The 24,075-nt window shown below is 60.9% G+C and carries 22 protein-coding genes and 1 pseudogene; 8 read left to right on the top strand and 15 right to left on the bottom strand.

The annotated features are described in order from the left end of the window. Window positions 1-50: 50 nt before the first annotated feature. Entirely contained in the window at window positions 51-2,072 is a 2,022-nt protein-coding gene (locus AC13Q5_RS03870) for a LysM peptidoglycan-binding domain-containing protein (protein ID WP_488500881.1), read from the bottom strand. Window positions 2,073-2,227: 155 nt separating this feature from the next. On the opposite strand from AC13Q5_RS03870, the gene AC13Q5_RS03865 reads away from it, so the two are divergent. Then, window positions 2,228-2,851, top strand: a complete 624-nt coding sequence (locus AC13Q5_RS03865) for an LOG family protein (protein ID WP_457878038.1) — start codon at window positions 2,228-2,230, stop codon at window positions 2,849-2,851. Window positions 2,852-2,879: 28 nt separating this feature from the next. Here AC13Q5_RS03865 and rarD read toward each other — a convergent pair whose 3' ends face one another. From rarD to radA, 12 genes are all read right to left on the bottom strand, one after another. Next, window positions 2,880-3,791 (bottom strand): EamA family transporter RarD, encoded by a 912-nt coding sequence (gene rarD, locus AC13Q5_RS03860; protein ID WP_075852141.1) that lies wholly within the window; start codon window positions 3,789-3,791, stop codon window positions 2,880-2,882. A 108-nt stretch (window positions 3,792-3,899) separates the two neighbouring features. Continuing rightward, window positions 3,900-5,516 carry a citramalate synthase gene (gene cimA / locus AC13Q5_RS03855; RefSeq protein ID WP_457878037.1) on the bottom strand — a complete coding sequence of 539 codons (1,617 nt, stop codon included), beginning with the start codon at window positions 5,514-5,516 and terminating at the stop codon, window positions 3,900-3,902. Between the two features lie 182 nt (window positions 5,517-5,698). Next, window positions 5,699-6,658: a prolyl aminopeptidase gene (gene pip, locus AC13Q5_RS03850; protein WP_457878036.1), complete on the bottom strand. Its 960-nt coding sequence runs from the start codon at window positions 6,656-6,658 to the stop codon at window positions 5,699-5,701. Then, window positions 6,655-7,131 carry a GFA family protein gene (locus AC13Q5_RS03845; protein ID WP_075852144.1) on the bottom strand — a complete coding sequence of 159 codons (477 nt, stop codon included), beginning with the start codon at window positions 7,129-7,131 and terminating at the stop codon, window positions 6,655-6,657. Before AC13Q5_RS03845 ends, pip begins: the two co-directional genes overlap by 4 nt. After that, window positions 7,124-7,615: a GFA family protein gene (locus AC13Q5_RS03840; RefSeq protein WP_488500880.1), complete on the bottom strand. Its 492-nt coding sequence runs from the start codon at window positions 7,613-7,615 to the stop codon at window positions 7,124-7,126. The genes AC13Q5_RS03845 and AC13Q5_RS03840 overlap by 8 nt, the downstream gene beginning before the upstream one ends. Beyond that, complete coding sequence (locus tag AC13Q5_RS03835; RefSeq protein ID WP_457894154.1) at window positions 7,612-8,094, bottom strand: GFA family protein; 483 nt, start codon at window positions 8,092-8,094, stop codon at window positions 7,612-7,614. The genes AC13Q5_RS03840 and AC13Q5_RS03835 overlap by 4 nt, the downstream gene beginning before the upstream one ends. Next, window positions 8,091-8,459 carry an endonuclease domain-containing protein gene (locus AC13Q5_RS03830; RefSeq protein WP_488500879.1) on the bottom strand — a complete coding sequence of 123 codons (369 nt, stop codon included), beginning with the start codon at window positions 8,457-8,459 and terminating at the stop codon, window positions 8,091-8,093. The genes AC13Q5_RS03835 and AC13Q5_RS03830 overlap by 4 nt, the downstream gene beginning before the upstream one ends. A gap of 65 nt (window positions 8,460-8,524) precedes the next feature. Next, window positions 8,525-9,916: a cysteine--tRNA ligase gene (gene cysS / locus AC13Q5_RS03825; protein ID WP_488500878.1), complete on the bottom strand. Its 1,392-nt coding sequence runs from the start codon at window positions 9,914-9,916 to the stop codon at window positions 8,525-8,527. Between the two features lie 225 nt (window positions 9,917-10,141). Further along, window positions 10,142-10,882, bottom strand: coding sequence for an SDR family NAD(P)-dependent oxidoreductase (locus tag AC13Q5_RS03820; RefSeq protein WP_488500877.1), 741 nt, complete (start codon window positions 10,880-10,882; stop codon window positions 10,142-10,144). Between the two features lie 80 nt (window positions 10,883-10,962). Continuing rightward, the gene (gene purF, locus AC13Q5_RS03815) at window positions 10,963-12,447 is read right to left on the bottom strand and encodes an amidophosphoribosyltransferase (protein WP_075852150.1); all 1,485 of its coding nucleotides are present in this window, start codon (window positions 12,445-12,447) and stop codon (window positions 10,963-10,965) included. Between the two features lie 164 nt (window positions 12,448-12,611). Beyond that, window positions 12,612-13,232 carry a CvpA family protein gene (locus tag AC13Q5_RS03810; RefSeq protein WP_075852151.1) on the bottom strand — a complete coding sequence of 207 codons (621 nt, stop codon included), beginning with the start codon at window positions 13,230-13,232 and terminating at the stop codon, window positions 12,612-12,614. 91 nt (window positions 13,233-13,323) lie between these two features. Continuing rightward, window positions 13,324-14,727 carry a DNA repair protein RadA gene (radA, locus tag AC13Q5_RS03805; protein ID WP_075852152.1) on the bottom strand — a complete coding sequence of 468 codons (1,404 nt, stop codon included), beginning with the start codon at window positions 14,725-14,727 and terminating at the stop codon, window positions 13,324-13,326. 153 nt (window positions 14,728-14,880) lie between these two features. Between radA and AC13Q5_RS03800 the strand changes: the two genes are divergently transcribed. After that, window positions 14,881-15,516 (top strand): LysE family translocator, encoded by a 636-nt coding sequence (locus tag AC13Q5_RS03800; protein WP_488500876.1) that lies wholly within the window; start codon window positions 14,881-14,883, stop codon window positions 15,514-15,516. 23 nt (window positions 15,517-15,539) lie between these two features. On the opposite strand, the gene alr is transcribed toward AC13Q5_RS03800, so the two are convergent. Continuing rightward, complete coding sequence (gene alr / locus AC13Q5_RS03795; protein ID WP_488500875.1) at window positions 15,540-16,712, bottom strand: alanine racemase; 1,173 nt, start codon at window positions 16,710-16,712, stop codon at window positions 15,540-15,542. A 183-nt stretch (window positions 16,713-16,895) separates the two neighbouring features. Here alr and AC13Q5_RS03790 point away from each other — a divergent pair. The 3 genes and pseudogenes from AC13Q5_RS03790 to AC13Q5_RS03780 all read left to right on the top strand — a co-directional run bounded on the left by AC13Q5_RS03790 (window position 16,896) and on the right by AC13Q5_RS03780 (window position 18,907). Next, a pseudogene (locus tag AC13Q5_RS03790) lies at window positions 16,896-17,709 on the top strand (AraC family transcriptional regulator). Between the two features lie 194 nt (window positions 17,710-17,903). Further along, window positions 17,904-18,608 (top strand): AzlC family ABC transporter permease, encoded by a 705-nt coding sequence (locus AC13Q5_RS03785; protein ID WP_488500874.1) that lies wholly within the window; start codon window positions 17,904-17,906, stop codon window positions 18,606-18,608. Continuing rightward, on the top strand, window positions 18,605-18,907 hold the full coding sequence (locus AC13Q5_RS03780) for an AzlD family protein (RefSeq protein WP_457892563.1): 303 nt from the start codon (window positions 18,605-18,607) through the stop codon (window positions 18,905-18,907). The genes AC13Q5_RS03785 and AC13Q5_RS03780 overlap by 4 nt, the downstream gene beginning before the upstream one ends. A 69-nt stretch (window positions 18,908-18,976) precedes the next feature. On the opposite strand, the gene AC13Q5_RS03775 is transcribed toward AC13Q5_RS03780, so the two are convergent. After that, on the bottom strand, window positions 18,977-20,473 hold the full coding sequence (locus tag AC13Q5_RS03775; protein ID WP_457879653.1) for a replicative DNA helicase: 1,497 nt from the start codon (window positions 20,471-20,473) through the stop codon (window positions 18,977-18,979). A 349-nt stretch (window positions 20,474-20,822) separates the two neighbouring features. On the opposite strand from AC13Q5_RS03775, the gene AC13Q5_RS03770 reads away from it, so the two are divergent. From AC13Q5_RS03770 to AC13Q5_RS03760, 3 genes are read left to right on the top strand one after another with little or no spacing between them, the layout of a single operon-like run. Beyond that, entirely contained in the window at window positions 20,823-21,266 is a 444-nt protein-coding gene (locus AC13Q5_RS03770) for a MarR family winged helix-turn-helix transcriptional regulator (RefSeq protein WP_075852157.1), read from the top strand. Between the two features lie 8 nt (window positions 21,267-21,274). Continuing rightward, a complete protein-coding gene (locus AC13Q5_RS03765) occupies window positions 21,275-22,921 on the top strand; it encodes an MFS transporter (RefSeq protein ID WP_075852158.1) in 1,647 nt (548 codons plus the stop codon). A 17-nt stretch (window positions 22,922-22,938) separates the two neighbouring features. Continuing rightward, a complete protein-coding gene (locus AC13Q5_RS03760) occupies window positions 22,939-24,006 on the top strand; it encodes an HlyD family secretion protein (RefSeq protein WP_075852159.1) in 1,068 nt (355 codons plus the stop codon). The last annotated feature ends 69 nt before the right edge of the window (window positions 24,007-24,075 follow it).

Raw genomic sequence — 24,075 nt, 5'->3', positions numbered from 1 at the left:
CAGACGTTGCGCGCCTGGCCGACGTATCGCTTGCAAGAAGTCTTGTGGCGCTAGAGGTGCTCGCCTGAAAGCCGCTTGCGGTGCAGCTCCTCGGCATTCGGAAGAGCGTCCTTCGGCAGGCCAAAGACCTGGCCCGGCAAGATCCGGTCCGGATTGTTGATCTTGTCCTCGTTGGCCAGATAGATCGTCGTATAGCGCACGCCGGCCCCGTAGATGCGGCGCGAGATCTGCCACAGCGTATCACCGCGGCGGATGATGACGGCATTGGTATCCTGCGAAAGCGGCGCCTGTTCGAGAGTCTTCGGGCCGTTGTCGCTGGACGAGACTTCCGCATTCGGTTGCACTGGCGTCGCCTGGGCGGGCGCAGTGATGACGGCGATCATCTGTTCCAGGCCGGGCAGCGCGGCACCGACCGACTTCGGGTCTTTCGGTAGGGCGACCAGAGTAGCGAGCGCCTTGGCGGCAGCACTGGAGGCATCGGCCGCAGCTTTTTTGAGCGCAGCGCTGGCGTTGATCGTCGGACGGAATTCCGAGAGCGACTTCAGTGCGATTTCCGTGCCGGAGCGCGCCGCGGCAAGCTGTTCCACATTCGGCTGCTTGCCGTCCGTAAAGAGCCCCTTGAGCAGCGCAAAAGCCTTTCCGGCGCCTTCCTTGAGTTTGGCAAGCTCGCCCTCGTCGAGCGGCACCATGTTTGCTGTGGTCGCTTGCGCCTGACCATTGGCGGCGGTGGGCGTCTGCGCTGCGACTGTCACCTGATTGCCTTCGGGGCGGGTGAAATTGACGCTGGTGCGCACGACGACTTTGCCGGCTCCATCGAGCACATCGACGCGGATCTTGTGATCGCCGACGGCAAGCGGCATCGGTCCGTCGACGACGAAATGACCGTCCGCGCCAGCAACGTTCTCACCGATGAGCTTGTCATCGGCATAGGCGCGGACCTTGGCGTTCGGCTTCGTGGTGCCGGCAACGAAGATATGGTCGTTTTCGATCTCGACGGCGTTGACCATCACATCCGGGCCTGCATCCGCCTTTGCGCCCGGCGACGTTGTTGCACCGGCTGCGGGGTTGGCGGATGCCACTGCGGTCCCATCCTGTTGCGGCTTGGCATCTGTCGTGGCTGCCGACGCATCCTGTTCGCCGGAAGTCACGCGGCCCTGCTTGGCGGATGGCGCAGTAATGATGCGGCTTGCAGCGCCTGGCTTCGACACCATCGCGAGAACTTGGGTGGAATTGTCCTTCGGTACTGAGACGGTGGCGACTTCCTCGGAATTGACAGCCTTGCCGTCCTTGCCGGTGGCGCGCAGGACCAATTCATGGTCGCCGGGCGGTAGCGGATTGTCGAGGACGGCGGCAAAGTCGCCGCTCGGGCCGACATTGGTTGTCGTGACGACCTTTTCGCCGTCGACGATTTCCAGCTTGGCATTCGGCTCGGCCGAACCAGCGATAACCGTCGAGCCGTCCGGCTCGACGCGCAATACGTCGAATGATGGTACGCGAGGATTGACAGCAGCGTTGGCCTCAGGCGCCGGTCGGCCGGTCAGCGCTGCGAAAGCCTGGTCGATCGCCGCACTGGCTTCTGCAGCGTTATCGGGGAGAGATTGGATGATGGCGAGCGCCTTGCCTGCACCGTCCTGCGCCTTCTTCACGATCCCTGTCGTTGTTGCGTCGATCCCTTCGGGAAGCGCAAAGCCGACGATCGATTGCAGCGCGGTAATCGCTTTTGTCTTCGCAGCCGTGAAGACATCCTGGGCTGGTGCATTGCCGTCCTTGAAGAGCGCCTTCAAATCAGCCAGCGAGGCGGTTGCCGCACCCGTCAGCTCGGTCAGCTTCTTACCCAGATCCGCAGTGTTGACGGCGGTCGATGCGGCATTCTGGGTCGCCTTTTGTGTAGCGTCTCCAGCCTTCTGCGCGTTTTCCTCGATCGTATTCTTCACCGCGTCGCCGGCCTGATTGACGACGTTGCCGATTGGTGTCTTGTCACCGTTGATGCGTGGCATCACAAAAAAGACCATCAACAGGGTCGCAACTGCCAACACCAACAGAGCCAGCCAACCGGCACGGTTCTTCATCATTATTCATCTCCACGCGGCGAAGTCGTCGCAACTCCTGAAATTGCTAGCGATTTCGCCTGCTTTTACAAGCTTTCTCAGCCATTTTCGCATGTCCCGACACAAGTTTTCCTTTGAAAAATCTTGACTGAGCATCTGCAGCATAGTTGTTTGCATTCATGACCGACGATTCTGCGCCAATTCGATCCATTTGCGTTTATTGCGGCTCACGGCCGGGGCGCGATCCCTCCCATATGGCCGCCGGCCGCGAGCTGGGCAAAAGCATTGCCGAAAACGGCCTGCGTTTGATCTATGGCGGCGGAACGAAGGGCATCATGGGCGCTGTCGCGAGCGGCGTGCTATCGCACGGCGGTCAGGTCACCGGCATCATTCCGGAATTTCTCGTCGATATGGAAGCGACGCGCCATTCGCTCGGTCAACTCGACGAACTCATCATAACGCCGGACATGCATACGCGCAAACACGGTATGTTCGAGCGCGCCGACGCTTTCGTGGCGTTGCCCGGCGGCATCGGTACTTTGGAAGAGATCGTCGAGATCATGACCTGGGGCCAGCTCGGTCGTCACGAAAAGCCGATGGTCTTCGCCAATATCAACGGCTTCTGGGACCCGATGATGGAACTCATCCGCCATATGACGGAAGAGGGCTTCGTTCATACGACCCATCGCGTGCAGCCGCTCGTCATCGACAAGGTGGCCGATATCATTCCGGCAATCCGCAAGCACGCCGCCGAGACACGCGGCGACCGTGGCGGCGAAGAGGCTGTCATTTCCAAGCTTTGATTAAAGATTTGCTAACCATACCTGCGGGTTAGCGCTCTCTGCTCTGACGTAGCATCGACCAGCTGTAGAGCGCGAGACCGGCCCAGATCAGCGAAAAGGCGATCAACTGCGTCGTGCCGAAGGGCTCCTTGAACAGGAAGACGGCGATCAAGAAGACCATGGTCGGCACGATGTATTGCATGATGCCGATGGTCGACATTCTCAGAAGCTTCGCGCCGTTGGCGAAGATCATCAGCGGCAGCGCCGTCACAAGCCCACAGCCGAGCAGAAGTGCGGTATCCGAAAGGCCTGTCTGATAGAAATGGCCTTCGCCGCGCGCCTCCAGATAGAGGATGTAGAGCGCTGCCGGAATGCAGAGCAGCAGCACTTCGATGAAGAAGCCCTGATTGGCTCCAACAGGCAGCGTCTTGCGGAAGAAGGCATAGAAGCCCCAGGAGAAGGTGAGCGATAGCGCGACCCAAGGCAGCGTGCCGGCCTTGACGGTCAGGATGATGACGGCGGCGGCTGCAAGGCAGATCGCGACGATCTGCGTCGGCGCCAGCTTTTCCTTGAGCAGGATCGCGCCGAGCGCGATGCTGAACAGCGGATTGATGAAGTAGCCGAGGGCAGCATCGAGCGAATGGCCGGCCCCGATCGCCCAGACATAGGTTCCCCAGTTGATGGTGACGAGCGCTGCCGTCAGCGACGCCATGGCGATTGTCCGCGGGTTGCGAAACGCCACCTTCACGTCACCCAGGCGCCCCAGCGCCAGCAGCACGACGCCGGCGACGGGAACCGACCAGACGATGCGATGGGCGATGACCTCGAAAGCCGGAATGTGTGCCAGCGCCTTCATATAAAGCGGCAGAATGCCCCAGAAGAGATAGGCCGTCATCGCGAAGCCGAAGCCGCGGACAGCGTCATTGTTCTTGATTTCCGGTTTCACCGCATCGGTGGCCATGAATTTTCCCGTCTTTCACTATTATTTGAGACGGGATTACTCCAATGTGTGACGCGTGGCTAATTCATTTCCTTGACGGCATCGTCAAGCTTTTTGATGGACGGCGGATCACTCCGCCGCGATCTTGCCCGCCATATGGCGGTTTTTCATCAGCTTGTAGATGACCGAATCCATCAGCGCCTGGAACGATGCGTCGATGATGTTCTCGGACACGCCGACGGTCCACCAGCGTACGCCATCGCTGTCGGTGGATTCGATGAGGACACGAGTTATGGCTTCCGTGCCGCCATTGAGGATACGCACCTTGAAGTCGGCCAGTTCCAGGTCGTCGATCTCGTGCTGGTATTTGCCGAAATTCTTGCGCAGCGCTAGGTCGAGCGCGTTGACCGGGCCGTCGCCTTCGGCCACCGACATGATGGTCTCGCCGTCGATGATGATCTTGACCACCGCTTCCGAGACGATCTTCACCCGGCCGTGGGAATCGAAGCGGCGCTCGACCATGACACGGAAGCCATCGATCGCGAAGAATTCCGGGGTGGTGCCGAGCGTGCGGCGCGCCAGAAGCTCGAAGCTCGCATCCGCACCTTCGTAAGCATAGCCTGTCGCTTCACGCTCCTTGACGATCTGGATCAGCTGGTCGAGCTTGGGATCATCCTTGCCAACCTCGATGCCACGCCGCTTCAGGGCGTTGATGAAATTCGACTTGCCGCCCTGGTCGGAGACCATGACCTTGCGGAAATTGCCGACGCTCTCAGGCGGGACATGCTCGTATGTGCGCGGGTCCTTGAGCAGCGCCGAAGCATGGATGCCGGCCTTGGTCGCGAAGGCCGAAGCACCGACATAGGGCGCCTGATGGTCGGGCGAGCGATTGAGCAGCTCGTCGAAGGCGTGCGAAAGACCGGTCAAGCCCACAAGCCGCTCGGCGTCGATCGTTGTCTCGAAACGTTCGCTATAGGCTCTTTTCAGCGCCAGCGTTGGGATCAATGTGATCAGATTGGCGTTGCCGCAGCGTTCGCCGATACCGTTCAGCGTGCCCTGGATTTGCCGTACGCCAGCCTCGACCGCGGCAAGCGAATTGGCGACCGCTTGTCCGGTGTCATTGTGGGCATGGATGCCAAGACAGTGCCCCGGAACGCCGCAGGCGATGACGGCCTCGACGATGGCGCGGACTTCCGGCGGCTGCGTGCCGCCATTGGTGTCGCAGAGCACCACCCAGCGCGCGCCGGCATCATAGGCCGTCTTGGCGCAGGCAAGCGCATAGGTCGGGTTGGCCTTGTAGCCGTCGAAGAAGTGCTCGCAATCGACGAGCGCTTCCTTGCCGACGGCGACGGCTGCCTTGACGCTTTCCGCGATGCTTTCAAGATTTTCCTCGTTGGTACAGCCGAGCGCGACTTTGACATGATAGTCCCAGCTCTTGGCGACGAAACAGATCGCATCTGACTTCGCCTGCAGAAGGCTCGCAAGGCCGGGATCGTTGGAGGCGGAAATGCCGGCGCGCTTGGTCATGCCGAAGGCGACGAAGGAGGCCGATTGCGTGCGTTTCTCGTTGAAGAAGGCCGTATCGGTCGGATTGGCGCCGGGATAACCGCCTTCGACATAATCCAGGCCGAATTCATCCAGCATGGTCGCAATCGCAATCTTGTCCTCGACCGAGAAATCGATGCCGGGCGTCTGCTGCCCGTCGCGGAGCGTCGTGTCGAAGAGATAGATTTTTTCGCGTGTCATACTGTTTCCTCCGGCGAACCGGTTTGATTATGGGGTGCCCCTCATCCGTCCTCTCTCGGTTTCGCTTCGCCAAACCGTTCGAGTCCACCTTCTCCCCGTTTACACGGGGCGAAGGGGCTTGTGAGGTCGTCCCCTCTCCCCGCGTGCGGGGAGAGGGCTAGGGTGAGGGGCATTACTCGGCATTACAATTTCCCAGCAAACTTGTCCGTCGCCCGGATAAGCTGGTCCAGAATGCCAGGTTCGGACGAGGCGTGGCCCGCGCCCTCGATCAGATGAAATTCCGCCTTCGGCCAAGCCTTGTGCAATGCCCAGGCATATCTTGCCGGGCAGGGCATGTCGTAACGGCCGTGAACGATGACACCGGGAATGTCCTTCAACTTGTAAGCATCGCGCAGCAGCTGGCCTTCTTCGAGCCAGCCGGCATTGACGAAGAAATGGTTCTCGATGCGGGCGAAGGCATGCGCATATTCCGCATCCTCGAACTGGGCGCTGACGGTGGGCTCCGGCAGGAGCGTAATCGTCTCTCCTTCCCAGATCGACCATGCCTTGGCAGCCTCCAGACGGGCAGCCTTTTCGGGATGGGTCAGCAGCCGATGGTAAGCGGCCATCATCTCATGGCGCTCTTCCGGCGCGATGGGTGCCACGAAACGCTCCCATTTGTCGGGGAACATCTCGGAGACGCCGAATTGATAGTACCAGTCGAGTTCGGCCCTCGTCAGCGTGTAGATGCCGCGCACGACCAGCTCGGAAACCCGCTCCGGATGCGTTTCGGAATAGGCAAGCGCCAGCGTCGAGCCCCAGGAGCCGCCGAAAACCAGCCACTTTTCGACCCCCGCCATTTCGCGCAGCCGTTCGATATCGGCAACCAGATGCCAGGTGGTGTTGGCTTCCAGGCCGGCATGCGGCGTCGATCGCCCGCAGCCGCGCTGGTCGAACAGCGTGACGTCATAAAGCGCCGGATCGAAGACACGGCGATGGCTCGGCGAGATGCCGCCGCCCGGGCCGCCATGCAGGAAGACGGCGGGCTTGGCACCCGGCGTCCCCACGCGTTCCCAATAGATCACATGACCGTCGCCGACATCGAGACGGCCGGAAGCATAGGGTTCGATCTCCGGATAGAATGTCCGCAAGACTTCGGTCATATCTTCAGCCCCTCGGCCGGCCAGACATCCGTATCGTGATCGGGATGCTGGAAGGAAATGATCTGCTCCTGCCGTGAGTAGAAGTCCGGATCCTGATGGACGGGCTTTTCGAAAATGGTATCCACCCAGGGCAGGCGAGCGGCATGGTTGACCTGGATCTGTGGCGCAAGATCATCACGCTCGTCGAAGGCACCGATGGCGATTTCCAGGCCGCCGGGATGACGGTAGGTCATCGGCGTGCCGCAGTTCTTGCAGAAGCCGCGGTCGATGTTGACCGAAGACTGGAAGTAGGTCGGTTCGCCGCGCGTCCATTCAAGGCCGTCGTCCGGTGCCGTCACCAGGGCGGAGAAGAAGCTGCCGAACTGCTTCTGGCACATGCGGCAATGGCAGATCGACGGGCGGCCGAGCTCGCCGCGGATGCGAAACCGCACCGCGCCGCACTGGCATCCTCCGCTTCTGGTGGCTTCACTCATGGCTCTTCTCCTCTGGCCAGCTTTGGGTATCGTAATCGGGATGTTGATGATTGGAGAGCTTGATCGATATCGCTCGGTCCGAGCTGTCCTCATCCGGTTCCATCGGCAGCACATCGAGCGCATGAAACCAGGGCATCTTTCCCGCCCGGTTCGATTGCGCGACGGGTTGGATCAGCGATGGCTCATCCAACGAACCAAGCGTCACATTGATGGAATCCGTGCCGGGCACATCATAGAACAAGGGTGTTCCGCAGGTGCCGCAAAAGCCGCGACGGACAAGATCTGACGAATGAAACCACGTGGGCACGCCGCGCGTCAGCTCGAAATCGGCGCGTTTGGCACTCCCCAATGGTAGCGCGTAATTGCCGGACGCTTTCTGGCACATGCGGCAATGACAAAGATGCGGATAGCCGAGTGCGCCGGCGGTACGATAGCGAACCGCGCCGCATTGGCATCCACCGCTGTGTCCCGCCATCATCGTCATTTGCCGCTCTCCGGTGGCCATACCGTCGTATCGTGATCAGGATGCTGATAGGACACGATGTTTACTACGAAGGGTGCTTGCGCAGCATCTTCCTCCGTGGAATGTCCTGGCAGCAGATGCAACCGGTCGACAAAGTCGATCTTGGCTTCGGTCCCATATTGCACGACAGGCGGCAGTTGTGATGGATCGTCAAAGGCGCCGGCCGCGACCGCGATGCCATCCGGCGCCTCATAGGTCAGCGGTGTGCCGCAATCCCCGCAGAAGCCGCGCTTCACGTAGTTCGACGATTGGAACAGTCTCCTCTCGCCGCGTGTCCATGTAAGCTCGGCACCGCGCGTCGAGACCAGCGGCGCATAATAGGCGCCGAAGGCCTTCTGGCACATCCGGCAATGACAGATCGACGCATCCTTCAGTTCGCCCCGCACCCGGAAGCGAACCGCGCCGCACTGACAGCCGCCGGTGTAGGTTGGAGCGCTCATGCCCTATCCTTTCCGACAACGATGAGGATATGCGTGCAGACGTTGTCAATGTCCCTCAGAACATCATCGTTCCAGAAGCGCAAAACAGTCCAGCCGTCAGCGTCGAGACGACGGGTGCGAACTTGATCATAGGTCTGATCGCGATCGTTGCCGTGCTGTGAGCCATCGACTTCGACAACGAGTTTCTCGGCAGGGCAGGCGAAATCGACGATGTAACCAGCGATGGGCAGCTGCCGCCGGAAGCCGAGGCCTATGAGGCGGTGGGCACGCAATTCATTCCAGAGACGCAGCTCGGCGTCCGTCATGGCCTTGCGCATGCGGCGGGCATTCGTCTGGACCTTCGGCGGGACTGGAGTGTGCGGCAAAATACCCCCAATCTCCCCCCTTGTGGGGGAGATGTCACGAAAGTGACAGAGGGGGGTATAAAAACTCACCGCTTGATCTCCCAGCTCGTGGTCCGTTCACCCGTCGCCGCATCCTTTCCGTCCTTGAGCTGAACACCTCTTGCCGTCAGCTCCTCGCGAAGCTTGTCGGCCTCGGCGAAGTTCTTGGCTTTCAGCAGCTCCAGGCGCTGGCGCACTTTGGCATCGATCTCCGTGACGACGGCCTCATCGACCTCAGCCCTTTTCGGCAGCAGGCCGAGAAGATTGGCGCTGGCCGCGAAGACGGGCAGGAGGCTGGCGTCGGCATTGGCGGCTTGCGCCAGCGCATGCAGCGCCTGGATGGCGGCAACGGTGTTGAGATCGTCGCCGAGAGCGGCAAGAACCGTCTGATCCGGCACAGCATTGCTGACGTCAGCCGCCGGCCACTTGGCGATCAGCCGCTCTGCCTCTTCCAGCCGCTTGACGGAAAAGTCGATCGGCTCGCGATAATGCGTCATCAGCATGGCAAGCCTGAGCACTTCGCCCGGCCATGTCCGGCCGCCAAGCTTGTCCGTCTCCAGCAATTCGTAGATGGTGACGAAGTTGCCTTCCGATTTCGACATCTTGCGGCCTTCGACCTGCACGAAGCCGTTGTGCATCCAGACATTGGCCATGGCATGCGTGCCATGCGCGCAACGCGACTGGGCGATTTCGTTTTCATGGTGCGGGAAGATCAAGTCCAGGCCGCCGCCGTGAATGTCGAAGACGTTGCCGAGATAGCGGCCGCTCATGGCCGAGCACTCGATATGCCAGCCCGGACGGCCACGGCCCCATGGGCTTTCCCAGCCGGGCTCGTTCTCGTCCGACAGTTTCCAGAGCACGAAATCGCCGGGGCTCTTCTTGTGCTCGTCGACGGCGACGCGGGCGCCGGCTTGCTGCTCATCGAGATTGCGCTTTGAAAGCTGGCCGTAATCGGCCATCGACTTGGTGTCGAACAGCACTTCGCCGGCCGCGCGGTAGGCATGGCCCTTGGCGATCAGCGTCTCGACGATCGCAATCATCTCAGCGATACTGTCGGTCGCCCGCGGCTGCACCGTCGGCTCTAGGCAGCCGAGAGCCGCGGTGTCTTCGCGATACTGCCGCTCGGTCTTTTCCGTCACCAGCCGGATCGCCTCGTTCAGTGGCAGGCCAGGTTGATCACGCAGTGCACGCGCGTTGATCTTGTCGTCGAGATCGGTGATGTTGCGGACATAGGTGACATGGCTGTCGCCATACGTATACCGCAGCAGCCGGAACAGCACGTCGAAGACGATGGCCGGACGGGCATTGCCGATATGAGCGAAATCATAGACCGTCGGGCCGCAGACATACATGCGGACGTTGTTGCGGTCGATCGGCTGGAAATCGACTTTTTCGCGCGTCAGCGTGTTGTAGAACTTCAGTTGCGGCTCGGTGGCCATGTCACTCTCCCAAAGGCATAAATCCGAAAAAATACCGTCACCGGCAGGCCGGACGTTTGTCATCTTGGATTTTGGGAGACGAAAACGGCCAGGCCAGCGAAACGCTAGCGAATAATCTTCCGGCAGATAATGCAGATAACCGTTTTCATGGGCGGCTTTATCGCGCGCCGGAAGAATTTGGTCAAGTGGGGAGAGAGCCTCTCGCGTATGGGGAGAGGGTGTTTTTTATTCAGGCATCCGATAGTCGACGAGCCTGTTTTCGCGCAGGACGAAAAGCTTGCCGGTTTCGGTGACGTCTGGGCCGACGAGCGGCAGGATCGCCTGGGCGACCTCGCGGGGATGCGGCAGCGTTTCGGGATCTTCGCCGGGCATGGCCTGGGCGCGCATGGCGGTGCGGGTCGCGCCCGGATCGACGCTGGTGACGCGCAGCGGCGTATTTTGCGCTTCGCCGGCCCAGGTCCGCGCCAGCGCCTCGACGGCGGCCTTGGATGCGGAATAGGGACCCCAGAAGGGTCGGCATCGATGGGCGGCGGCCGACGAGAGGATGACGGCACGTCCGGCCTCGGCGCGCATCAGCAGCGGCTCGACGGAACGGATCAGCCGCCAGGTGGCTGTCACGTTGATGGTCATCACCTTCTCGAACACCTTGGCCTCGACATGGCCGATCGGCGAAATCACGCCGAGAACGCCGGCATTGGCGACGAGAATATCGAGCTTGCCCCAGCGTTCGAAGATCGAAGCTCCGAGCGCATCGATGGCGTTCATGTCGGCGAGGTCGAAGGGAACGAGCGTGGCGGAACCGCCGGCTGCCTTGATGGCGTCGTCCAGCTCCTCAAGTCCGCCGACCGTGCGGGCGCAGGCGATCACATGCGCGCCGGCCTTGGCCAGTTCCAGTGCCGTGAAATAGCCGATACCGCGCGATGCGCCGGTGACGAGGGCGATCTTGTCCTTGAGATTGACGCTCATGCTGCCTTGATCCGGATATGTTGCGAAGGGAGAGAGGCAGGGCGCCCCACAACCCTTTCTGAGGTCAACCGTCTATAAGGTCAACCGTTGCTGGCGAGAACAGAAAGCTTGCGCACGTTGCTGGTGCTTTCCTTGTCGAGCAGGCGCGTCGGATAGTCGCCGGTGAAGTAATGGTCGGTGAACTGCGGCTGTGCATTGTTGCGCGGCTCGCCGCCGACGGCCCGGTAGAGCCCGTCGATCGACAGGAATTCCAGCGAATCCGCGCCGATGTAATCGCACATGGCCTTCAGGCTGTTGTACTGGTTGGCAAGCAGCTTGTCGGCGTCCGGCGTATCGATGCCGTAGAAGTCCGGATGGAAAATCATCGGGCTGGCGACACGGATATGCACTTCGCTGGCGCCGGCATCGCGAATCATCTGCACGATCTTCACCGAGGTTGTCCCGCGCACGATGGAATCGTCGACCAGCACGACGCGCTTGCCCTCGATGATGGCGCGGTTGGCGGAGTGCTTAAGCTTCACGCCGAAAGCGCGGATCTGCTGTGTCGGCTCGATGAAGGTTCGGCCGACATAATGGTTGCGGATGATGCCGAGTTCGAAAGGAATGCCACTTGCCTGAGCATAGCCGATGGCTGCGGGCGTACCGCCATCCGGCACTGGCACGACGACATCGGCCGCAACGGGCGCTTCCTGGGCGAGGTTGATACCCATGTTCTTGCGGGCGACATAGACGTTACGGCCGCCGACCACGGAATCGGGACGGGCGAAATAGACATATTCGAACAGGCAGAGACGCTCGGGCCGGGAAACCTCGGGCTTGCGGGCGTCGATGGTAATCGAGCCGTCCGGCTGGATCTCGCAGATGATGACTTCGCCGTTTTCGACGTCGCGGACATATTTCGCGCCGATGATATCAAGCGCACAGGTTTCCGAACAGAAGATCGGCTTGCCGTCGAGCTCACCCATGACAAGCGGCCGGATGCCGATGGGATCGCGGGCGGCGATCAGCTTCGTGCGCGTCATGGCGAGCATCGAATAGCCGCCTTCCATCTGCCTGATGGCATCGATGAAGCGATCGGAGGAGGAGGCCTGCTTGGAGCGGGCAATGAGATGCAGCACGACTTCGGTATCCGAGGTCGACTGACAGATGGCGCCATCGGCGATCAGCTGCCGGCGCATGGTCAGGCCGTTGGTGAAGTTGCCGTTATGGGCAATTGCGATACCGCCGACTTCTAGCTCGGCGAACAGCGGCTGGACGTTGCGAAGAATGGTCTCGCCCGTGGTTGAATAACGTACATGGCCGATCGAGCGGTCGCCGGGCAGGCGGGCAAGCGTTGCGGGGTCGGTGTAGTGGTCGCCGACCAGACCCATCCGCCGCTCCGAATGGAAGCGCTGACCATCGAAGCAGACGATGCCGGCCGCTTCCTGGCCACGATGCTGCAGGGCGTGGAGACCGAGCGCCGTCAGCGTTGCCGCGTCCGGATGTCCCAGGATGCCGAAGACGCCGCATTCTTCATGCAGCGTGTCGCCGTCGATATCGTCCTCGAAGGAAACGGAATGGTTCATGGCTGCGGGCCTTTGCTCTCAACGTGGGCGGATCGGGGCGGCGTCACGAGTGACCATTAAAATAGCTCAAAATCCGGCCGGAAAAAATATCGGGCCGGATCTTCTATTGTCACGCCGCTCAAATGGCGATTCTCGGGCGGCAGGTCAAGCCTGTAAACGCGCCATCAATTGTTTGTCTGCGGCGCCGGTGCGTCATCCGAGGGCGCGGTATCGTTCGGCGTCGCGTTGTCGCCACTTCCCTGCTGCTGCTGTTGCTGCTGGTTCGGCGCGATCTTGTTGAGGATCTCGGCCGGCAGCCTTGCCTGGATATCTTGTGGCAATGCCGCAGTCAGCTTTTCAACCATCGAATCGAGGAACGGCTTCGACTTGGCATTGTTGACCCAGTCCGGACGGGCAGCCGGTGCCACCAGCCAGTTCCAGAAGGCGACGACGACGACCATCAGCAGCAGGCCGCGAGCCGCGCCGAAGAGGAAACCGAGCGTGCGGTCGAGCGCACCGATGCGGCTGTCGATGATGAAATCGGCAATCCGGATGGTGATGAAGGAAATGATAATGAGCGCCAGCAGGAAGATGACGGCGGCGGACGCGATCGTGGCGATCTTGGTGTCGGCCTTGTATTGCAGGGCATAGGGAACGAGCAGCGGATAAAGATAGTAGGCGGCGACTGCAGAGCCGCCCCAGCTGACGATCGAGAGAATTTCGCGCGAAAAACCGCGAACCATTGCCAGAACGGCGGAGAAGAGAAGAACGCCGATAACAATACCGTCGAAAATCGTAATGGGCATTTATAATCCACTTCAAGACTTGCCAGACCTCATGGTCGGCATCGGCCTCAATCATGAGCCTCTTCTTCGCCAAGAACGGCTGAAGTAAGGCTCAGTCTTCGTCTTCCGCGCGCTTGAGCGCACCCTTCGATCCGGCAATGCGCGCCACCAGATCCGGCAGGCTGTCGATCTCGGTCCAGCGTCCACCGTTGACCTTCGGCAGGTCGGCGGAAGCGGCAGGCAGAACGGCCGCGGAAAAACCCAGCTTCTCGGCTTCCTTGAGGCGCTGGGCGGTGTGCGCAACCGGCCGGACGGCGCCCGACAGGCTGACTTCGCCGAAATAGACGCAATCGGCGGGCAGAGCAAGACCGGCCAAGGAGGAAACCAGTGCAGAAGCGACGGCAAGGTCCGCAGCCGGCTCGGAAATGCGATAGCCGCCGGCGATATTGAGGTAAACGTCGTGCTGGCCGAGGCGCACGCCGCAATGCGCTTCGAGAACGGCGAGAATCATCGACAGGCGTGCCGAATCCCAGCCGACGATGGCGCGGCGCGGCGTGCCGAGCGATGTCGGCGCGACCAGAGCCTGGACTTCCACCAGCACCGGGCGGGTGCCCTCGATACCGGCAAAGACGGCCGCACCCGGCGATTTTTCGTTGCGCTCTCCGAGGAAGAGTTCGGACGGGTTCGGCACGTCACGAAGCCCGGCATCGGACATTTCGAAGACGCCGATCTCGTCGGTCGGACCGAAGCGGTTCTTTACCGTGCGCAGGATACGGTAATGATGGCCGCGGTCGCCTTCGAAATAAAGGACGGCATCGACCATATGCTCGACGACGCGCGGTCCGGCGATCTGGCCGTCCTTGGTGACGTGGCCTACGAGCACCATGGCCGTACCGGTCTGCTTGGCGAAGCGGATCATCGCCTGGACGCCGGTGCGCACCTGTGTGACCGTTCCCGGCGCGGATTCGGCAAGCTCGCTCCACAGCGTCTGGATGGAATCGATGATGACGAGATCGGGCCGCTTGCCCTCTGCGAGCGTCGCCAGAATATCCTCGACATTGGTTTCGGCCGCGAGCAGCACTTCAGTGTCAGCCGCCTTCAGCCTCTGGGCGCGCAGGCGAACCTGCGCCACGGCCTCTTCGCCGGAGACATAAACGATCTTGTGCCCCTGACGGGCAAGGGCAGCTGCAGCCTGCATCAGCAGCGTCGACTTGCCGATGCCCGGATCGCCGCCGACAAGGACGGCCGAGCCGCGCACGAAGCCGCCGCCGGTCGCGCGGTCGAGCTCGGATATGCCGGTATGGATGCGTGGCGCTTCCTCGATCTCGCCTGATAGCGTCGTCAGCGTCACCGGCTTGCCCTTGCGCGGTGTCTTTGCCGGTCCGCCGCCGATCCCGCCCATCGGATCTTCCTCGACGATGGTGTTCCAAGCACCGCAACTGTCGCACTTGCCGGCCCAGCGATTGTGGACCGTGCCGCAGTTCTGGCAGATGAATTGTGTACGGGCCTTAGCCATCGAATGCTGTTCTCAAGTTCAAATGCTTCGCTCTTCGCAGCGAATCGCGATCGGCTGTCAAATAATGTCTTTCCCGGCCTATCAAAACTAATGATTTCCGTATCAATGGCGATCGTGTCAGCTTTTATGCCGGGTTTTTATGGATGATGACTGATGTTTGACTATTCGCTTGCGCACTGGATCGGGTTTCTGACCGCTGCAATCCTCCTCAATCTGTCGCCGGGGCCGGACATCGCCTTCATTCTCGGCCATACGATCAGAAGCGGCATGCGCTCCGCCTTTGCGGCGCTGTTCGGGATCTGGAGCGGCGCGTGCCTGCATGTGTTGATGGCGGCGGCGGGTTTGTCGGCGATCCTCGCCGCTTCGGCGCTAGCCTTCTCGACGGTCAAATGGGTCGGCGCGGCCTATCTGATCTGGCTCGGCATCCAGGCGCTGCGCTCGAAGGGCGAGGGGGCATGGATCAGGGAGGCGGGCAAGACCCTGTCTTTCAGTCGTATCTATCGGCAAGGCATCATGGTCTCGCTGCTCAACCCGAAAGTCGCGATCTTCTTTCTGGCCTTCCTGCCGCAATTTGTCGTCGAAGGCGCCGGCCCGGTCTGGGCACAGCTTCTGCTGCATGGCAGTCTGATTATCGTGGTGGCCGCCTTCATCGAGCCGCCGCTCATCCTGCTCGGCGGCCGTTTGAGCGAGGCCCTTCGGCGCAATCGAAGCCTGGGTCTGTGGCTCGACCGCGGTCTCGGCACGCTGTTCGTCGCCCTCGGCGTCCGACTGGCAATCAGCGCGCGCTGACGCGCTTTGAGGAATAGCTGTGGCTATTCCTCGGTCTCTTCCGAGATATACCGGCGTTCGTGCCGCAGCCCCATGCTCGTCAGCATCTCGTAGCCGATCGTTCCGGCCGACCTTGCCGCCTCGTCGACGGAGATGTTGTTTCCGAAGAGCTCGATATAGTCGCCGGCACGGACAAGATTGTCAGGCAGGTCGGTGACATCGAAAATGGTGAGATCCATGGTGATGCGGCCGGCAACGGGCACCTTGTGGCCGGCAACGAAGCCATGGCCGCCGGCAATGCCGGTCTGGCGCAGCGGCACGCCGCCGCTCGACTGGCTGCGCATATAGCCATCGGCATAGCCAGCCGAGACGATCGCCAGCCGGCTGTCGCGGGTCAGCTGTAGTGCGCGGCCATATCCCACCGTTTCACCTGATTTGACCGAGCGCGTCTGGATGATCCGCGCCTCTGCCGTTGCAACTGGCCGCATCTGGTTGGCCATGCCGGGAACCGCCTCGCCGCCATAAGTGGCGATGCCGGGGCGAGTGAGGTCGAAATGGTAATCCGACCCGAGGAAAATGCCGGCCGAATTGGCAAGGCTCGCCTCGATGCCTTCGAAGGCGTTGCTGACCTTGCGGAAGGCCTCGAGCTGCTGCTTGTTCATCGCATTCGAGGGATCGTCGCCGCAGGCAAGATGGCTCATCACGAGGACAGGCGCGAAGCTTGCCGGGCGGGAAACGTCGTCGGCAAGCGCGATCGCATCATCCATCGGCAGGCCGAGCCTGTTGAAGCCGGTGTCCACCTGCAGGGCGCAAGGATAGTCGCCATAGTCGGATAGCACCGCCATCCAGAAGGTCAGCTGTTCCTCCGAAGCGATGACGGGCACGAGGTCGTTTTCGAAGAACCGGCGCTCCATGCCCGGCCAGATGCCGCTCAACACGAAGATGCGGGCCTCGGGCGCATAGAGCCGCAAGGTCGCGCCTTCATCTGCCGTGGCGACGAAGAAGTCGCGCGCGCCGACAGCGTAAAGCGTTTCACCGATATCCTCGATCCCGAGCCCATAGGCGTCGGCCTTGACGACCGCCGACGTGCGGGCTTTTCCCGAGCGACGAGCCAGGTCGCGCCAGTTTTCGACGAGCGCGCCGAGATCCACCGTCAGCCGCAGGCCGGCGGAAGCAAAAGCATCATCGTCATCGAAGGGGAGGGGAAAATCTGTCATGAATCGCCGCAATGAAAGGGAAGTTGTTCAGCGCACTTTAGAGTGCATTGCGGCAAAGAGAAAGCGCGGACAGGCAGATACCAGCCTTTCCCATATGCGATCACTTTTGTTCAAGACGCGCGGGAACCGGCGCGCTAATGTGCGGGCATGCAGAACGTTTCGCAGAAAGAGGCGGCTGACGCCATGCCGCTTGCCAAGGTGGAATCGACCCGCTTCTGGCGAGACGGTCGCTTTCAGCGCATGGAATGCCTGAGCGCAAGCTTCGTGACGCATGAATATGCGCCGCATGCGCACGACACGTTCAGCATCGGGGCGATTGAAAGCGGCAGCCAGATCGCCACACTGCGCGGCAGGCGGGAGGAAACCGGACCGGGCGATCTCTATCTGATCAATCCCGGCATAGTGCATGACGGCGCTCCGGGCGGCGAAGGCTATCGCTACCGCATGATCTACCCGGACACGAAGCTCTTCGTCGACATTCTGGAAGACGTCACGGGTAAAGCCTTCAACGCGACGCCATCTTTCGCCAGTTCGTTGCTGCGCGATCCGCAGCTTGCCAGCGCATTCCACAAGGCGCACCGCACACTCGAGAGCGGCGCCGGCGCGCTGGAATCCGATGAAAGCATGTTCTCTGTGCTGGCGGTGCTTTTTGCGCGCTACGGCAGCACGATCATCCTTCCCGTCGATACGAAGGAGCGTCGCGCAGGCCCGCGATTACCTCAGTGAGAATTTCGACAGCGATGTCGGATTGGAGGAGCTGGCCAAGGTCGCGGGGCTGAGCCGCGCTCACCTGATCCGCGCTTTCCGCAGGGAGTATCATATTACGCCCCATGCCTTTCTGACCGATCGGCGCATAATCGTTGCCCGCCGATTGCTCCGGGAAGGCCGCATGCCGGCCGATGTCGCCATGGAATGCGGTTTCGCCGATCAGGCGCATTTCACGCGCCACTTCAAATCGCGCACCGGCGTCACGCCGGGCCAGTTCCGCGTGGGCTAGAGCAATTCCAGGAAAAGTGCGCAGCGGTTTTCCGTCCGGAATGCGCTGGGAAATAAAAACATGCAGCATTTTCGCTTTTCTACGAATAGTGAAAACGCTTTGCCGATTCTGGATGGAGCTCTAGTCACTTTCGTTCAATACAGCGCCGGCTGCCGTCGGCTACCTCTCCATCGTTGTTGAAGTGGAGGTTGCCAATGTTGCAGCAAAGCCGGCCGGTCGGCGAATTCAAAGCCGGGATGCGTGCCATTTTTCCGCTGATCGTGGCCGTCCTGCCGATCGGCCTCGTATTCGGCGCGGTTTCGGCGACCAAGGGGCTTTCGCCGCTGGAGACCACGCTGATGAGCGCGCTTGTCTTTGCTGGCGGCTCGCAATTTGTGGCGATGGATATCTGGACACATCCCGCAAGCTGGATTGGCGCCGGCTTCGCGGCCCTGCTCGTCAATGTCAGGCACTTGCTGATGAGTGCTTCGATCGGCACGAAGATGCAATCTTTCGCCGGCATCAAACGCTATATCGCCATTCTGTTTCTCGCCGATGAGATTTGGGCCATGGCGGAATTCCGCGCCGGCACGATGCGACTTACACCCGCCTGGTATGCGGGCATCGTTACGCCCTTCTACTTGACCTGGGTAGGCTCGTCGCTTGCGGGTGCTTTGCTTGGCGCCTTTCTCGGCGATCCCGCCGTCATCGGTCTCGACTTCGCCTTTCCGGCTGTCTTCATCGTGCTAGTCATGGGCTTCTGGAGGGGACCGGAAACCGGCGCGGTGCTTGCTGCAAGCGGAATTGCGGCCGTTGCTGTCCACCAGTTCGTACCCGGTGTCTGGCATATTGCAGCTGGCGCGCTGGCGGGACTGGCAATGGCTTTCTGGAAAGGCAGGGCGCAGGAGCAGGCGGCATGACGCTCGATCTCAACACTCTGCTCGCCATCCTCGCCATGGCTGCCGCAACAATCTTCACCCGTGTTGGCGGTCTCGTCTTGATTCGCTACGTGAAGATTGACGAGCGCCGGCGCACTGCAATCGAAGCCATTCCACCGGCCGTGCTGATGGCTGTCATTGCCCCGACAGCTTTTGCTACCGGTTGGGCGGAGACGCTGGCCTGCGTCGCCACCGCAATCGCCTCCCGCCGCTTGCCGATGCTGGCAAGCATTGTTGTCGGCGTTGCGACGGTGGCTTTACTGCGGGCTGCGGGACTCTGAAGTGTTTCCGGGAAAAGTGCGAAGCGGTTTTCTCTGTCCCAGCGGAACATTGACGCGGCAAGCTTCGTGTCAATGTTCCTCATACTGAAGGAAGGAGGAATCGGCGAGATCGGCGAAGCGGGTGAATTCCGACTGGAAGGCAAGCTTCACCGTGCCCGTCGGTCCGTGACGCTGCTTGGCGATGATGACGTCGGCGGTGCCCTTCACGCGGTCGAACAGGGCTTCCCATTCCGCGTATTTCGGATCGTTCGGATCGCGCGGCTCCTGGTTTTTCACATAATACTCCTCGCGGAACACGAAGAGCACCACGTCGGCGTCCTGCTCGATCGAGCCGGATTCACGAAGGTCCGAAAGCTGCGGCCGCTTGTCGTCGCGGCTTTCGACCGCACGCGAGAGCTGCGAGAGCGCAACGATCGGAACGTTGAGCTCCTTGCCGAGCGCCTTCAGGCCGGTGGTGATCTCGGTGATTTCCTGCACGCGGTTCTCGCCCGACTTTTTCGAGCCGGTCATCAGCTGAACGTAGTCGACGACCAGCACGTCGAGGCCGCGCTGGCGCTTGAGACGGCGGGCGCGGGCGGCGAGTTGGGCGATCGAGATACCGCCGGTCTGGTCGATATAGAGCGGCACCTTCTGCATCATCATCGAGCAGGCCACCAGCTTTTCGAAATCGGCATCGTTGATATCGCCGCGGCGGATCTTCGAGGAGGAGACTTCCGTCTGCTCGGAGATGATACGGGTGGCGAGCTGTTCGGACGACATTTCCAGCGAGTAGAAGCCGACGACGCCGCCGTTCTTCGCCTTGGTGGAACCGTCCGCCTGCACTTCGCCTTCGAAGGCGGCGGCGATGTTGTAGGCGATGTTGGTGGCGAGCGAAGTCTTGCCCATGCCGGGACGTCCGGCAAGGATGATCAAGTCGGAGCGCTGCAGGCCGCCCATCTTGCTGTCCAGTGAATGAATGCCCGTGGAGATGCCCGAAAGACCGCCGTCGCGCTCCTTGGCGACGGCCGCCATGTCGATGGCGAGCGCCACGGCATCGTTGAAGGACTGGAAGCCGCCGTCGTAGCGGCCGTTTTCGGCGAGTTCGAACAGCCGGCGTTCGGTATCCTCGATCTGCGTCTGCGGCGGCATGTCGAGAGGCGCGTCATAGGCGATATTGACCATGTCCTCGCCGATGGTGATCAGCGCGCGGCGCAGCGCCAGATCGTAGATGGCGCGGCCATAGTCTTCCGCATTGATGATCGACACGGCTTCGACGGCGAGGCGCGCGAGATACTGCGCGACCGTCATGTCACCGACCTTTTCGTCCGCAGGCACAAAGCTCTTGATGGTCACCGGGTTGGCGGTCTTGCCCATGCGGATGATGTCGCCCGCGACCTCGAAGATTTTGCGGTGCAGCGGTTCATAGAGATGGATCGGCTTAAGGAAGTCGGAGACGCGGTAATAGGCATCGTTGTTGACGAGGATGGCGCCGAGCAGGGCCTGTTCCGCCTCGATATTGTTCGGCGCTTCGCGATAGTGCTGATCGGCGGGAGCAATGGCGGCGAGCTTTCGCGCAGCTTCGTTCATTTTCCATCTCTTCATGCTTTAGGGTGTCGACTGGTTTGCGACGATCCGATGTCATGGTCAACCGTGCAAATGGGTGTCCACCCGGAGTGGGGCAAATAGGGCTGGCCTATCAACGTTTTTCCACTCGTCCACAGGGACAGATTTCTGCCACGTAAAAAATCTCTTGTGGCCACTTTGCAACGAAAAGATCGACACACGAATCACATATGCAAACTATCCGTGGGGAATATTTTAGCCGGGTCTTTCGCCGTGTACATCAATTGTTGCGGCTATCATGCTTGAAAAGCTGGGAAAATCCGGGTATTTCCTTTGGATTAGGGTAGGATGCTAATAGTATAAAGTTGCAACAATGCCAGGTGCGCCATCAAGACAAGAACTCTTCGACGACCTTTCCGCGTTCAATCGCAAGCTGAGGGCAGCGTTTGACGCTCTCGTTCGCGAACACGGGATGACGCTTTCCCGTGCAAGGGTTTTTCGCAAGCTCTCCCGCCGGGACGGGATCAACCAGAGGGAGCTTGCCGACGAGCTGGAGCTGGAAACGCCGACGCTCGTGCGCATCCTCGATGCCATGGAGGCACAGAACTTCATCGAGCGCCGCGCCGCGATATCCGATCGCCGCGCCAAGCAGATATTCATGACGGAATCCGGAAAAGTCGTCGCCGCCGAAGTCGAGGCTCTTGCCACCGGTGTGCGCGCGGATATCTTGGAGGGGATTTCGGACGAGGACGTCGGCATGGCGCTGAAGGTGATCCGTGCCATGACGGCCAACCTCCAGAATGTGGGCAAATCATGAGGTAGAGTATGAGCGGTGATCCGGGCGCGGTCGCCAACGCGGAAGCCAACGCCGTCCCACCCGCTCCACCGCCTATGCCGGGCTGGAAAGTGCCGCTCTATATTGCGGCATCCGTCATGTTCTTCCTGACCCAGGGTCTGGGTCTCAACCTCGCCTTCGCCAATCTCACGCAGATCCAGGGAACCATCGCGGCGACGACCACCGAATCCGCATGGCTGTCGGCCGCCTATATGGCGCCCAATGTCAGCCTCGCCATCGCGCTGGTGAAGATCCGTCTTCAATATGGCGTGCGCAATTTCGCCGAGGTCAGCATTCTCGGCTTCGTGCTCGCCTCGTTGCTCAATCTCTTCGTCTCCGACCTGCATTCGGCGATCGTCGTTCGCTTCTTGAGCGGCATTGCCGGCGCGCCGCTGTCGACTCTCGGTTTCCTTTATATGCTGGAAGCCTTCGAGCCGGCGAAGAAGATGACGATCGGCGTCAGCCTGGCGATGATGAATACGCTGCTTGCTGCTCCCATCACTCGCCTCGTATCGCCCTCACTGCTGGATTATGGGGAATGGCGCGGCCTTTACACGCTCGAAATGGCGCTGGCGCTGCTGGTCATGCCGATCATCTATCTCTTGCCGCTGACGCCGCCGCCGCGCGTCAAGGTCATCGTTCTGGGCGATATCTTCAGCTATCTCCTTGTGGCGATCGGTTTCGGCTGTCTGGCTGTTGCCCTGTCGGTCGGGCGCCTCTACTGGTGGCTGGAGGTACCATGGCTCGGGGTCGTCTTGGCGATCGCCGTCGCGTCCCTGACCGTTGCGATCGTCGTCGAGCTGAGACGTTCGACGCCTTTGATCGACGTCCGCTGGCTGCTCCGGCCGGAAATCTTGCACCTGACGGCGATCCTTCTGATCTTCCGAATCATTGCCGCCGAGCAGACCTCGGTCGTCATGACCTTTTATCAGAACGCGGTCGGGCTGCTCTACGATCAGCTCTCCATGCTCTATTGGATCATCTTGGCTTTCTCCGTCATCGGCGGTCTCATCTGCACCGTGTTCATGAGCTATGGCTTCAGCTGGCAGATACAGTTCGTCGCACTCGTCCTGATGGGCGTTGGCTGCCTGATGGATTCTCAGGTGACGAACCTGACCCGTCCCGAGCAGATGTATCTCAGCCAGGCGCTGGTCGCAGCCGGCGCGGCTCTCTTCCTGCCGCCATCCATGTCGGAGGGTTTCAAGGCGGCCATCACCAAGGGACCGCCTTATCTGGTGACCTTCTTCGTCGTCTTCACCTTCACGCAGAGCATCGGCGGTCTTATCGGCTCGGCCTTTTACGGCACGCTGATCACCATTCGCGAAAAGTTCCATTCCGCCGTGCTGACCGAGCACGTGCTGCTGACCGATCCGCACGTGGCTAATCGCGTCAGCCAGCTTTCATCCTCCTATGGCAAGGTGATCGGTGATAGTGCGCTTCTGAAGGGGGAGGGGGTGGCGTTGCTCGGCGCGCAGGTTAGCCGTGAGGCCAACATGCTCGCCTATGGAGACGCTTTCCTCGTTGCCGCCGTGATCGCCTTCCTTTCTCTTGCCGGCCTATCCATCCATGTCCTCTTCCGCTTCGTCAGAGCACGTCTGGCCGACGATCGGTTGGAGGTCGTGACATCTAACCAATGAGGATATGAAGTAGCTCCATGTCGAGGCTCGTTCGCTCCCCAATCGAAGTCATCGCCGTTCTCGCTGGTGTCGGCGGTGTCATGCTGGTGCTCTATGCCTGGCACCTGCCACCCTTCAAAACTGCGGTCGAGACCACAGACGACGCCTATGTCAAAGGCTATGTCACGACCATCAGCCCACAGGTCAGCGGCTATATCACCGACGTGCCGATCAAGGACTACAAGCTCGTGAAGGAGGGCGATGTGCTCGCCCAGATCGATAACCGCATCTACAAACAGAAGGTGGCGCAGGCGCATGCCACGCTCGATGGACAGAAGGCGGCGCTGGCCAATTCGCAGCAGCAGGAGCAGGCTGCCAAGGCCGGCATCGTCTCCAGCCAGGCGCAGATCGACAGCGCCAACGCAGCGCTGAAACGTGCCCAGCTTGCCGCCGATCGCGTCACGACGCTGGTCTCCAGAGGGGTGTCGACGACAAGCGATTCCGAACAGGCGCAGGCGACGCTGCAGCAGGCACAGGCATCGGTCAATCAGGCAAAGGCTGCCCTCGACGTCTCCCAGCAGAACCTGACGACGATCATCGTCAATCGCGCCTCGCTCGAGGCAGGCGTCAGCGGTGCGGAGGCTGCCGTGCAGCTTGCCGATATCGATCTGGACAATACGACGATCAGGGCGCCGCAAGACGGCCGCATCGGGGAAATCGGCGTGCGCCTCGGCCAATATGTAACGCCCGGCACGCAGCTGATGAACCTCGTCCCGAAAGACGTCTGGGTCATCGCCAATTTCAAGGAAACGCAGCTTGACGGCATGAAGCTCGATCAGCCTGCCACGATCTCCGTAGATGCGCTCGGGCGTCGCGAGATCAAGGGCCGCATCCAGCGCTTCTCTCCAGCCGCGGGCTCGGAATTCGCCGTCATCAGGCCCGACAACGCTACGGGCAATTTCACCAAGGTCGCCCAGCGTCTCGGCGTCAGGGTCAAGATCGAGGATGGCCAGCCACTGGCGGATCAGCTGGCGCCTGGCATGTCCGTGGTCGTTTCGATCGACAAGGATTCGGCGCCTCTGCCGGAGATTAAGGATAACGACTGACCGAGGGGTTCTCTCTATCCTCTGCCAGAAAACAAGAAAGCCTGGGTCGGAAGACCCAGGCTTTCTTTC

The sequence above is a fragment of the Martinezella sp. CNPSo 3964 genome (assembly GCF_057784375.1).
This window is presented reverse-complemented; position numbering and strand designations above follow the sequence as displayed.